This is a genomic window from Microcoleus sp. LEGE 07076, assembly GCF_015207455.1.
Taxonomy (GTDB): domain Bacteria; phylum Cyanobacteriota; class Cyanobacteriia; order Cyanobacteriales; family Microcoleaceae; genus Microcoleus.
In genome coordinates this window covers 23,600-36,960 of the sequence record NZ_JADEWV010000049.1, presented here as the reverse complement: position 1 = coordinate 36,960, position 13,361 = coordinate 23,600, and the positions used below count along the sequence as shown (strand labels likewise).

The following is a 13,361-nucleotide window of genomic DNA, read 5'->3' as shown; positions in this document are numbered from 1 at the left end:
CACTTGCAACCGTACTAATTACCGTCGCGTTACCGAAATCACTGCCTTTTTCAGGATTGCGTAAGTAATACTAAATCCGGCTAGAGAAACCTCTTTATAAAAATTGGCGCTTGAAACCTGTCTTAGAGAAACTGCGGTTTGACTCTAGAGAAACCCAAAAAACAAAGGGGGGTATTAAAGCCGGATTTTGTATAGCGGGCGATCGCGCTCTCAAGGTTCTGGCATACTCTATTCTCAAAAAGAATCAGACTTAAATTTTGAATTCAAAGTCTGAAAACCTTTGCCTGTCAAAGCTTTGCACTGATAGGTCACTTTTTTGCGGCAGAGGCGCCAGAGTATTTCCCGTCCTCTTTTTTCCTAAAATTTAAACTCAAAAAAACACACGTAAGTATTTTTTGTAAACAAATACACGTAAGTATTTATTTTATTTCTACGAAAAACTTATTAAAAATTTATATTTTGTTGTTTATCAACTTTTTCCCAAAGGGTAGGTTAGAACTGATAAGTAAATCAGCGAATAATGAAAACGATCCCCGAAATGTCCTATTTGTCTGCCGTAAAAATACCTGAATCTCAAAATATGACCACTAAAAACAACTTTTTTTTGGAAAAATCAAGCTCCAAAGCAGAGCCTGAAGTAAAAAAATCTCTAGTGGTAGTTGACTCCAGAGTAGAAAACTACGAGCAATTGATCGGTGGCATCAAAGCAGGAACCGAAGTATTTGTACTCAGTGAAACTAGGGAAGCGATCGACCAAATCACCGAAATTTTGCGTCAGCGCCGCAACATCGACAGCCTGCACGTAGTCTCTCACGGTAGAAAAGCAGCAATCGCGATCGGCTCAACCGAACTAAATCTCGATCGGCTAGAAACCCACAGCAACCAATTGCAGCAGTGGAGAAAAGCCCTCAGCGAATCCGCCAGCATTCTACTTTACGGCTGCAACATAGCCGCAGGCAAATCCGGCATTAAATTTATACAAAAAATCAGCGAATTCACCGGAGCAAATATTGCAGCATCCCAAAACCCAACTGGAAGCGCAGCACTAGGAGGCGACTGGAAATTAGAAATTACCACAGGACAAATCAATGCCGAACTAGCCTTTGAAACAGAAGTCCTAGAAGCCTACACCTCAGTCCTGGCTACCTTAGTAACTGAAGACTTTAAAAATCCAACAGTAGTCGGGCCTTGGATCTATGGAATTGCTGACTCATCTGCTAACCCAGGTTTAACCGCAGGTGCTGCCAACCCCAACGGCGTTATTCCCGCTTTAGGAAATAACGATGCTGCCAACGACGGCGCTTTAAGGTTAACATCAAACGCGAAGAATCAAGCAGCTTTTGTCATCTATAACAACCCCATCTCTGCCACTGGGGGTGTGAGAGTTACCTTTGATTTCTTTTCCTATAACATAAGTACGGACTCTAATGCGGCCCCTGGAGGCACCACTCCTGCTGGTGCCGATGGCACAAGTTTTTTCCTCATTGACGGAACGGCTACGCCAACAGCAGCCGGAGGCTTTGGTGGCTCTCTCGGCTACGCTCAAAGGAATGCTACACCCGGTATTGTAGGAGGTTATTTAGGTATCGGATTAGATGAGTTTGGTAATTTTTCTGCTGTGTCAGGGGGAAAAGTAGGTGGCTTTGCAGACAGGCAAGAGGATTCAGTAGGGATTAGAGGCAACGAAAGCACATCTTATAATTTTTTAACTAGAGCTTTTGTTCCCGGTGGGATAGATAATACAACAATTAACACAAATACAAGCATTCGCAGTGAGGCTAAAAGAACTGTCCAGATCACATTATTTCCGGCGAGTTCCGCAACACCAAACCGTCTTTCAGTTGCCTTAGACTTGAACAACAACGGCACATTTGATGCCAACGAAACACTGATCGACATCACAAATTTGGCATCAGTAAATGGAGCCGTACCACCTAATTTCAAATTTGGCTTTGCAGCTTCTACAGGGCCAAGTACAAACATTCACGAAGTCAACAACATCCTCGTCGAAAGTATAGATGAGCCTACACTCCAAGCCGACGTTTCCGTTGTTAAAAAAGGCCCGCTGTACGCCCTCCCCAACAGCACCATTACTTACACTATTACCTCCACAAATAATGGGCCAGACAGCGCCGAAAGCGTCCTCATTCAAGATCCGCTGCCTGCCGGCTTAACTTTCGTCAGCGCTGACAACGGTGGCACATACAACCCTGCTACCAGGAATGTCATCTGGCCGGTGATTCCGACTCTCCTTAACGGTAATAGCGTTATCCGCACCATCACCGCCACAGTTCCCGCCACACTAGGCACATCTTTAACCAACACCGCCTATACCGATTCCAGCACTTTCGATCCCAATAGAGCTAACAACAATAGTTCCCAACCCACTTCTCAAGTCCCAACTACAATTATTGACAATCTTGCCGATGTAGTCACCAGCAAAAGCGGTACTCTCAACAGTACAGCGGGCGGGACAGTAAGTTATACAATAGTTACCCAAAACAACGGGCCGAGCACAGCAGATAACGTCACAATTACCGACAGCATCGTTCCCGGCTTAACAGGAGTCAGCATCTCCGACAGCGGTACATACAATAGCATTACAGGTATCGTCACCTTCCCCCTTGTCACCTTAACCAACACCAACAGCGTCACCCGCAGCATCAGCTTCATCGCACCGGCATCCGGCAGCGTCAGCAACACCGCCAGGAGTGGCTCCTCGACCCCCGACCCGACTCCTGAAAACAATGACGGTACTGCGCCCGGTGCTAGCGTCACCACCACTCTCACTCCCAGTGCCGATGTTATCACCAGCAAAAGCGGGCTACTTCAAGTGCACCGGGCGGGATAGTAAGCTATACAATATTTACCAAAAACAACGGGCCGAGCACAGCAGATAACGTCACAATTACCGACAGCATCGTTCCCGGCTTAACAGGAGTCAGCATCTCCGACAGCGGTACATACAATAGCATTACAGGTATCGTCACCTTCCCCCTTGTCACCTTAACCAACACCAACAGCGTCACCCGCAGCATCAGCTTCATCGCACCGGCATCCGGCAGCGTCAGCAACACCGCCAGGAGTGGCTCCTCGACCCCCGACCCGACTCCTGAAAACAATGACGGTACTGCGCCCGGTGCTAAAGTCACCACAACTCTCACTCCTATACCAAGTCCCAACGAACCGCCAGTAGCCAACAATGCTAACTTCACGGTAGGCCCCAACAGCAGCGCGCGGGTACCGGGATTGGGAGGAAGTGACCCGGATGGATCGATCGCCTCCTACACCATCAACACCCTGCCCCCAGCAGCCCAAGGAATCTTGTTTTTAGGAGATCCGGCCAACGGTGGGGTAGCCGTGACACCCGGTCAAGTCCTGACACCGGCACAGATAGGACAACTATTTTTCCAATCGACAGGCAGTTTTACGGGAGCAAATTTCAGCTACAGCGCCACAGATAACAGCGGCGAAGTCAGTCCCGCGACTGCTACAGTTACCGCTATCCCCCTGCCGATTCCAAGTCCCAACGAACCGCCAGTAGCCAACAATGCTAACTTCACGGTAGGGCCCAACAGCAGCGCGCCGGTGCCGGGATTGGGAGGAAGTGATCCGGATGGGTCGATCGCCTCCTACACCATCAACACCCTGCCCCCAGCAGCCCAAGGAGTCTTGTTTTTAGGAGATCCGGCCAACGGTGGGGTAGCCGTGACACCCGGTCAAGTCCTGACACCGGCACAGATAGGACAACTATTTTTCCAATCCACAGGCAGTTTTAGCGGAGCCACTTTCAGCTACAGCGCTACAGATAACCGCGGCGAAGTCAGTTCCGCCACTGCTACAGTTACCGGTCTCCTTCAAAATCCCAACCAACCGCCCACAGCCAACAATGCTAACTTCACGGTAGGGCCCAACAGCAGCGCGCCGGTGCCGGGATTGGGAGGAAGTGATCCGGATGGATCGATCGCCTCCTACACGATCAACACCCTGCCCCCAGCAGCCCAAGGAATCCTGTTTTTAGGAGATCCGGCCAACGGCGGGATAGCCGTGACACCCGGTCAAGTCCTGACACCGGCGCAGATAGGACAACTATTTTTCCAATCGACAGGCGATTTTACGGGAGCAAATTTCAGCTACAGTGCTACAGATAACAGCGGCGAAATCAGTCCCGCCACTGCTACAGTTGCGGCTATCCCCCTGCCGGTGCCAGTTCCCAACGAACCGCCAGTCGCTAACAATGCTAACTTCCGGCTAGGGCCCAACAGCAGCGCGCGGGTGCCAGGATTGGGAGGAAGTGACCCGGATGGATCGATCGCCTCCTACACCATCAACACCCTGCCCCCAGCAGCCCAAGGAATCCTGTTTTTAGGAGATCCGGCCAACGGCGGGGTAGCCGTGACACCCGGTCAAGTCCTGACACCGGCACAGATAGAGCAATTATTTTTCCAATCCACAGGCGGCTTTACGGGAGCCACTTTCAGCTACAGTGCTACAGATAACAGCGGCGAAATCAGTCCCGCCACTGCTACAGTTACCGGCCTCCTTCAAAATCCCAACCAACCGCCAGTAGCCAACAATGCTAACTTCACCCTGGAGCCCAACAGCAGCGCGCGGGTACCGGGATTGGGAGGAAGTGACCCGGATGGATCGATCGCCTCCTACACCATCAACACCCTGCCCCCAGCAGCCCAAGGAATCCTGTTTTTAGGAGATCCGGCCAACGGTGGGGTAGCCGTGACACCCGGTCAAGTCCTGACACCGGCACAGATAGGACAACTATTTTTCCAATCCACAGGCGGCTTTACGGGAGCAAATTTCAGCTACAGTGCTACAGATAACAGCGGCGCTACCAGTCCCGCCACTGCAAGTGTGGCGGCGATTCGCCCGACTCCCAACCTACCGCCATTGACCAACAATGTTAACTTCACGGTTCCGGCTAGCGGCATCGTGCCGATTCCGGGATTGGGAGGAAGTGACCCGGATGGGTCGATCGTCTTTTACACGATCACCAGCGTCCCCGCAGCCAACCAAGGACTCGTGTTATTGCCAGATCCAGTCAACGGCGACGTAGCCGTGACAGTAGGTCAAGTTCTGACTCCGATACAGATAGAGCAACTATTTTTCGTAGCCACAGGTGACTTTACCGGAGCCACTTTCAGCTACAGCGCCACAGACAACAACGGCGCAGTCAGTCCCAATACCTCTACTGTTTCTGCTATTTTGAGGCAAGTTGGGATTGTTCCCACACCCACACCCACACCTACACCTACACCCGCGCCAGGGAACTCAAATCCGATCGCCGAACCAGATACCGACTGTCTGTGTCAGCCGATTCAGGAAAAACCGGGCATTAACTTTGCGCCACCTCCGCAACCGCCGGCAGTTGGATTTGTCCGACCGATTTCGCAACTTGGAGATGGACAAACCACCAAAGGCACCGACGGCGATGACTTGATCGCAGACACCAAAGGCAACCAAAAAATCCTCGGTTTTAAAGGCAACGACCTGCTGTTAGGTGAAAATGGCGCTGACGAAATTCATGGCGACGAAGGCAATGACGCGATTTTTGCCGGTACTGACACCGATATTGCCTACGGTGGCAGTGGCAACGATATCGTCCATGCCGGCAAACAAAATGACTGGATTGCAGGTGACTCCGGCGCAGACATTCTGTTTGGAGATCGAGGTGCCGATACGATTTTGGGAGACAACGGCAACGATAACTCCAACAGCGCTGCCGAGAATGGCGATTTGATCTTCGGAGGCAGGGGTGCAGACATCATCAACGGTAACGAGGGCAGCGATACCATCCATGCCGGCAAAGATAACGATTTTGCCCTAGGAGGTAAAGACAATGATCTGATCTGGGGCGAGTTCGACTCGGATACGTTGATTGGTGACATCGGTGACGACAGTTTGTTTGGCGGCTTAAGCAACAGAAGGGTTCGCGACTTCCAGGGACGCGACTTGCTGTACGGAGGCTTGGGCAACGACTTCCTCAGCGGCCAAGAAGGTGATGATACGCTGGTTGCCGGCGAAAATAACGATCGCGCTTTCGGAGGGGAAGGCAACGACCGGATCTACGGTGAATTAGGCTCTGATACTCTCTACGGCGACAAAGGAGCCGATACTCTGCTCGGCGACAGCGGCGGTTCCAGCTCAATTAACGGTGCTGGCGAAGGAGACTGGATATTTGGCGGCCGCGACAACGACATCATCGGCGGCGGCAACGGTAATGATACCGTGCAAGCTGGCAAAGGTGATGATTGTGTTTGGGGCGGCAAAGATAATGATTTGATTTGGGGCGAACTCGGCTCTGATACCCTTGTCGGTGACGATGGGGACGACACGATATACGGTGGCACTCGAGGTCTAGCTAAAGATGTCAGCGGCCGAGACTTGCTCTTTGGCGGCAGCGGTGCTGACGTGCTGTTCGGGGATGAAGCTGACGATACTATCAGCGGCGGTGAAGGTAATGACAAGATTGACGGCGGCCAAGGTGATGACCTCGTACATGGAGATATTGGCAACGATCTGATGTACGGCGGTGACGGGGGCGATGAACTCTGCGGTGGCGAGGGCAACGATACCATCTATGGCGATCGTGCCGATAACCAGGGTGTCTCGGTGGGCGCAAACGACCAGCAAGACTGCATCAGCGGTGGTGACGGCGATGACTTGCTCTACGGCAACGAAGGGCAGGATACTATCAACGGAGATGCCGGCAGCGATACTTTGTTTGGCGGTAAAGATAGCGACATTCTCAATGGAGGTGCAGGAGATGACTGGCTGTTTGGCGACGAGGGAGATGATACTTTGATAGGAGGTATTGGGAGCGATCGATTTGTGTTGAGTGCTCAGGGCGGCACTGATACTGTGATTAACTTCGAGGTAGGTGTCGATAAGTTTGTGTTGACTGGTGGCCTGAGCTTCCAGCAGTTGCAATTTAGCGCCACTCCTGACGGTACTTTGCTGCGAGTAGCAGGAACCGATCGGGTGTTAGGAAACTTTGTCGGCGTTAACGGAGCGATCGGCTCCTCGGATTTCTTATCAAATCTCTTGTCTGAGGGCTAGAATTGCGGGCTAGAATGCCTATTTTCTTAACTAAACGCCACAGCAGCTCAAAATTTCTGTGGCGTTTCTCCTATAGCCTTGCTCGAAGGCCGCGAGCTATGAGCTCAAATCCGGTAGCATCCGAATCATTAAACCGCGAAGACGAAGCCATTCCCGAAAGTTAGGAAGGACGTACATCTTCTGATTTCTCTGACTTCGCGTTCTTCGCGTCTTCGCGGTTCATTCGCTCTTACCACCTATTAGTTATCATTCTGATCCAACCGGATTTGCCTTGATTCATCAAAGCGAAATCTGCTTGCGTAAAAACAATCGGCGCGGCTGACCGAACAGCCAATAAGTCCAATGCCAATCCACTTGTTGCAAGCGATAGCCGGCTTGATAGTACAACTGTCGGGCTGCGTGATTGTTTTCCAAAACGTGGAGGTAAATCTCCGAAAATCCCCATTCTCTTGCTGTTTCCTCGCAGTTACTGAGCAATTGTTGAGCAACTCCCTGCCGCCGATACTCTGGGTGAACGGCTAAATTAGACAAATAAGGATAGTCAGAACTCGGGGTTTGCCAAGGGAAACGAGCGCGCATAGCCATTTCTATTGTTCCTGCTACGGACCCAAGTCGGGGCGATCGATAATTCTGGATTCCTTCCTCGCGCGAGACTAACTCAGCAACCAGACAAATGTAATGTTCTGCCTTAGAACGCAGTCGATTTTTTAAATCTTCGTAAATGCCCAAACGCAACACCGGATATACCCATTCTACAAACCCCTGGCGGGAGTGAAAGCTCATGGCTAAAATATCGGCTAGCTGTGTCAAGTCGTTCGACGCAGCGACGCGGATCGAAAAGCCACAAAGTCCGCGAGTTTGTTGTTGGTGAGAGGGTGAGGAAAAAAAAGAAGGATTCACAATTCCAGGTCACTATATTATTTTTTTTACGCTAATTGCTCAGATGCCCACCTGAGAAACTTCACTGATGTTATGATATTGTGAGGTAACTTATCGGCATCGTTGATTCGCACCATTAAATCACATTCTTTTATGCTTTAATATAAGTAATATTTGAAGTTTAGTGCCATTGTTTGGCATTTAAGACTCAATTTACTATTAATGAAAACCTATTCCCTAATGCTAGATTTGTGGGTAGCGGCAAAGGTATTAAAAACAATCAAAAAGCTTTTAATGTCAGGTTCCCCGAACTCTACCGCTATCTGTTGGCCGAAATACCCGATCGAAAAATATAATTTTTTTCTCAAGCGGTAATTGCCCAACTCCACGAATGACAAGACTAACATCAGGCGCGCGAGGGCGTCGGATATTCGCCACAGACAAGAGAACCGAGCAACCCAGCTTTCAGCAGTTGCGAGCAATCAGCAAGCCCGTCCCATCACTTCTGTGGCTTTACCTGTTGCGCTGTTGGGGTATTCTCCCCACCGTCCAATTTAAATTTGGATGGCCAGAAACAGTCTGCAGGGGTTTTTCCCTCACGGCTCGATGTCGCGGGTGCGGGCGATGGAGACTCTCAAAATCTCGATCGAGCAAATTGAGCGGTTTCCACAGAGTACATCCCTAGCTAAGATTAACAGATGGACGATCTGGCGGTACGGTGTTTCGCCGCAGTAATTAGCTTGTCGAAAATCTGCCGTCAGCACAAAAGATGCCACTATCGAGGGAAAAAGTGCAAGTCTAACTCAAATGGTACAGCAATTGCGTCACTGGCACTCACAGCCTGTGCAGTCTGTGGGCCGCCCCCGAATATCGCTCAGGCGCACGGCATCGGGCTAGCTGACAGTATCCAGCAGCAGACTGTTAAACTTGTTGTAACCTTGAAGGTCTCAAACACACAGGCGCAGATATTGGTTGTCTATTGTATCCTGCTGCAATCGGTTTTCACACACCAAATAAAACAGACCTAGGAGCGAGAATAAAACATAAATTTGGCAAATCAACTCACAATCAGGGAGCATCTGGGGATTGGCAAAAAGCAGTTTTTTGTGCTGATTAAAGTGAGAAATCTTCAACAGTTCGACGAGCTGCTATCAGTGCGAGTTGTTAAGAGTTCGCACTGATAGCAAAACACAGGTGCACCCCACAATCAGGACGGTTATTCCTATGTATTGTGAGTTATCCAGACTGCTGTAAAAAGTGCCGGATTCGTGTTTCCTCTTCTCCATAAAGGTGAAGGGTAAGCGGACACTTCCGGCAACACGAGTTTATGTGAATATCATTAAAGAATAAAATTAGGGTGTATGAGATAAAACTTGGGCTGAGAATAATTATGAATTGAGAACTCATATCATGTCCGAATCGAGCCGGATTAAAAGCCGGGGCGGGTTTTAGAAATTGTCAATTATTGGCAGATTTTTTGGGTAAACCCTCCCCCACCATATTAGGGGCGATCGAGCAAACTTGAGATCCGGCATCAAAAATTAAGATTGATTCTTGCTGCGACCAACTGACAACAACTTCAGACTCACGAATTATTTTGACTTGAACAATAGAAATCGGCGAATTTTTGCTGTCAACAGACTTGTTAAATCGAACAGCCCCGGCGCACAGGAGAACGGTGCATGAATTCCCAATCAAATCCTAAGCTAAAAATTCTGATCGTCGATGACGAACCGGATAACCTCGATTTGCTTTACCGCACCTTCTATCGAGACTACAAAGTGCTCAGGGCCGAATCTGGTCCCGCCGCCCTCGAAATTTTGACAAAAGAGGGAGAAGTTGCTGTGATTATCTCGGACCAGCGAATGCCAAAAATGAGCGGTACGGAGTTTCTCAGCCTGACGGCCGCTCAATACCCCGATGTGATCCGAATTATTTTAACTGGGTATACGGATGTTGAAGATTTAGTGGAAGCGATTAATGCTGGCAAAGTATTCAAATACGTTACCAAGCCTTGGGATGCTGAAGAACTCAAAATTATTGTTACTCAAGCTGTTGAGACTCACAATATCCTGAAAGCGCGCACCAATGAACTGCGCCGGGCTCTGTCGCAAGAATCGCTGCTCTATGCCGTTACTAATACTATCCGATCGGCTCCCAATTACCAGCAAATGCTGCAAAGAATTGTGGAAACCGTCGGGCAGATGTTTGAGGTGAGTTGCTGTCTGCTGCGACCTTTCCAAGACGGCCTGGTGGAGGATGAATTGTTCGTTTACCGTTCGCCGGAAGCCGGATTTGGAGATGGTTCTGGACTTGCGCCGGATTGGCTGCCGGATTTGGTTTGGGAAGCTCTGAATGTGGAGGTGATTCAAGATGCCCAAACTGATGCGAAAGTTTTAAGCTGGGACAATCAGCAGCGACAGCAGGCTTACCAAGCTGCGAATATTCGATCGAGCTTAATTGTACCGCTGTTTTACAAAATGGAACTCATGGCAGTGTTAGCGCTGCACCAGTTCCATCGACTGCGCCAATGGCAAGACCACGAGGTACAGTTGGTAATTACCGTAGCAGACCAAGCGGCTTTAGCGCTTTCTCAAACCAGGGCTTACGAACAAGTGCGAGCGCTAGCCAAGCGCGAAGCCTTAATCAATACTATTACTACGGCAATTCGATCGAGCCTCGACCCCCAAAATATCTTTGCAGCGATTACTCAACAACTCGGTCAAGCCTTGCAAGTTGACGGCTGCGCCCTATCTCTGTGGACAGAAGATGATGAATACGTCCAGTGCGTGGGGCTCTACGACACAACTAGGAATACCCTAGCTGTAGAACAGGGTTTTAACAATTCAGAAGTAGTTGGCAATTCTGCTGCACTGGGGAGGGATTCTGAAGGTGCTGGGAACTCTGGCGGCTGGATTTTTACCCATCCTTCCTTGCCGCAGTCTTTGGTGCCGATTCGGGGCAATCCGGTGCTGCTACAAGTTATGGTATCAAAAGAGCCGATCGCGATCGAAGACCTCTACGAACGTCCCGATTTAAATGTTACAGAACTGCAAGTTCGATCGCCAGCCCGCGCCCTGTTAGTCGTTCCCTTACTCTCCGAAGGCAAAATCATCGGCAGCATTTCCCTCCGCCAAAATGACACCACCCGCCGCTGGAACCTCTCAGATATTGACCTAGCTCAAATAGTGGCAACTCAAGCCGCTCTAGCAGTGCAGCAGTCGCGCCTCTACCAGACTACCAGACAGCAAGCAGAAAGGCTCCTGGAAGCCGATCGACTCAAAACCGAATTTTTCCAAAATATCTCCCACGAATTCCGCACCCCTCTGACACTAACCATCGGCCCTTTGGAATCAGCTTGCGGCCGCAAAGAAGACTTACCCTACGAACAAGCGGTAATCGCTTTGCGTAATTCGCGCCGTCTCCTGCGCTTGGTAAATCAACTGCTGGACTTGCAGCGGCTTGATGCCGGACGGATGCAGCCAAGTTTTCGCCCCTGCGATTTAGTCAGTTTCTGTTACTCTACCGCAGAGTCCTTCCGCGCCTACTGCGATAAAAAAGGACTGCAATTAATTACCCAACTCCAAGAATGTCCTTTACTTTATTTGGATATCGAAAGATTTGACAAAGTTATTTACAACTTGCTCTCAAATGCCGTCAAATTCACCCCAGAAGGCGGAACAATCACCCTGACAGTTGAACCCGCAGGCGCTCACTGCTTGCTCCAAGTAAAAGACACCGGCATCGGAATTCGCATCGAACAAATTCCCTATTTATTCGAGCGCTTTCACCAAGCCGAAGGTTCTGCCAGCCGTTCCTACGAAGGCAGCGGTTTGGGTTTGGCACTTGTCAAAGAATTAGTAGAACTCCACCGCGGTCAAATTTCCGTCGAGTCAGTTTACGGCGAAGGCACTACTTTTACCGTTTGGCTGCACTTCGGTTCCACTCACTTGCCCGCGGAACGGGTACTAGAAATACCCGCAGAGTTTCATTCATCCAAAGCAGCGGTGGAACTGGCAGATGTCGAAGCAGATTTGTCCGAAGATGAGGCAGAAAATCATAACTTTGAACCTCTAGAACCGATTACTTCGGAAACAGCAGCAGGCACGGTTTTGGTAGTTGACGACAATCCCGATTTGCGCTTTTATGTGTCAGGAATTCTGCGAGATTCCGGATTTGCAGTTTTGCTAGCTCGCAACGGAGAAGAAGGATTTGCAGTGGCAAAAAACCGCCGACCCGATTTAATTGTCACTGATTTAATGATGCCTTTAATATCCGGTTTGGATTTGATTCGGATGATTCGACAGGATGAGGAATTACAGGGAACTCCGACAATATTGCTAACTGCTAAAGCCGACGAAGATACTAGAATTGAAGGAGTAGAACGGGGTGCAGATGCTTATTTGTCCAAGCCTTTTAACGATCGCGAATTGTTGGCAGAAGTGCGGAATTTAATCGCTCTCAAACAAAACGAGCGCCGGGTGCAGCAGTTGAACAGTTATTTAACTGAGTCGGTGCTGCGCCGATTTTTGCCGCCTTCGATGGTGAAGGCCGCAGCGGCTGGAGATTTGGCGCTGGATTTGCGCCCGGAACCGCGATTGATTACTATTTTGTTTAGCGATATTGTCGGTTTTACCGAGATGGCAAATACGCTGCGCTCGCGCCGGGTAGCTGAGCTGTTGAATGAATATTTGGCGGCAATGACTAAGGCTATTTTTGACAGTGGGGGTACGGTGGACAAGTTTGTTGGAGATGCGGTAATGGCTCTGTTTGGCGCGCCGGAGGAACTAACTCCTAATGAGCAAGTACGCCGCGCTATAGCTGCTGCAAGGCTTATGCTGCGAGCTCTCAACGAGCTTAACGAGCGATGGTTGGAGCAGGGAATTGTCGGGGAAAATGGGGTGCCGGCAGTGCGGTTTCGCTGCGGAATTCACCAGGGTACTGCGGTAGTGGGGATGTTTGGCGGGCCAGACCGATCGGACTATACTGCGATCGGGCCGAGCGTGAATATTGCCGCCCGTTTGCAAGAGGTGGCGGAACCAAATTCTGTGCTGATTTCGGCGGCGGTTGCAGATTATGTTGAGGAAGGTCGGATTGTTAAATATAAGCCGCTGAAACTCAAGGGAATTGATGAAACTGTATTGACTTTTGTGCTTAATTGTGATTAGTTATTGGTTGTTGGTTGTTTGTTATTGGTTATTGGTTGTTTGTTATTGGTTATTGGCTGTTTGTTATTGGTTATTGGTTATTAGTTGTTTGCTGCCAATTTCAATGTCCCCTGCTTTTCTGTTTTTAGACCCAATTCTCAATGCTTTTATACTAAATGACTAATGACTAATGACTAATGACTACTGACTACTGACTACTGACTACTGACCAATGACTACTGACTACTGACTACTGACTAC

The 13,361-nt window shown here is 49.6% G+C and carries 7 protein-coding genes; 5 read left to right on the top strand and 2 right to left on the bottom strand.

What is annotated here, in order from left to right; translation table 11 throughout:
• Positions 1-580: 580 nt before the first annotated feature.
• Positions 581-2,851 carry a DUF4347 domain-containing protein gene (locus IQ270_RS10920; RefSeq protein WP_228056248.1) on the top strand — a complete coding sequence of 757 codons (2,271 nt, stop codon included), beginning with the start codon at positions 581-583 and terminating at the stop codon, positions 2,849-2,851.
• Positions 2,848-7,074 (top strand): Ig-like domain-containing protein, encoded by a 4,227-nt coding sequence (locus tag IQ270_RS10910; protein ID WP_368670108.1) that lies wholly within the window; start codon positions 2,848-2,850, stop codon positions 7,072-7,074. The genes IQ270_RS10920 and IQ270_RS10910 overlap by 4 nt, the downstream gene beginning before the upstream one ends.
• A gap of 279 nt (positions 7,075-7,353) precedes the next feature.
• Here IQ270_RS10910 and IQ270_RS10905 read toward each other — a convergent pair whose 3' ends face one another.
• Positions 7,354-7,974 carry a GNAT family N-acetyltransferase gene (locus IQ270_RS10905; protein WP_193973244.1) on the bottom strand — a complete coding sequence of 207 codons (621 nt, stop codon included), beginning with the start codon at positions 7,972-7,974 and terminating at the stop codon, positions 7,354-7,356.
• A 173-nt stretch (positions 7,975-8,147) separates the two neighbouring features.
• Here IQ270_RS10905 and IQ270_RS10900 point away from each other — a divergent pair, with 173 nt between their 5' ends.
• Positions 8,148-8,309, top strand: coding sequence for a hypothetical protein (locus IQ270_RS10900; RefSeq protein WP_193973243.1), 162 nt, complete (start codon positions 8,148-8,150; stop codon positions 8,307-8,309).
• A gap of 19 nt (positions 8,310-8,328) precedes the next feature.
• Positions 8,329-8,511 carry a hypothetical protein gene (locus IQ270_RS30900; RefSeq protein WP_228056247.1) on the top strand — a complete coding sequence of 61 codons (183 nt, stop codon included), beginning with the start codon at positions 8,329-8,331 and terminating at the stop codon, positions 8,509-8,511.
• Between the two features lie 38 nt (positions 8,512-8,549).
• Here the strand turns inward: IQ270_RS30900 and IQ270_RS10895 are convergent, their stop codons facing one another.
• On the bottom strand, positions 8,550-8,729 hold the full coding sequence (locus IQ270_RS10895; protein WP_193973242.1) for a hypothetical protein: 180 nt from the start codon (positions 8,727-8,729) through the stop codon (positions 8,550-8,552).
• Between the two features lie 906 nt (positions 8,730-9,635).
• Here IQ270_RS10895 and IQ270_RS10890 point away from each other — a divergent pair.
• On the top strand, positions 9,636-13,121 hold the full coding sequence (locus IQ270_RS10890; protein ID WP_193973241.1) for a response regulator: 3,486 nt from the start codon (positions 9,636-9,638) through the stop codon (positions 13,119-13,121).
• Positions 13,122-13,361 lie beyond the last annotated feature (240 nt).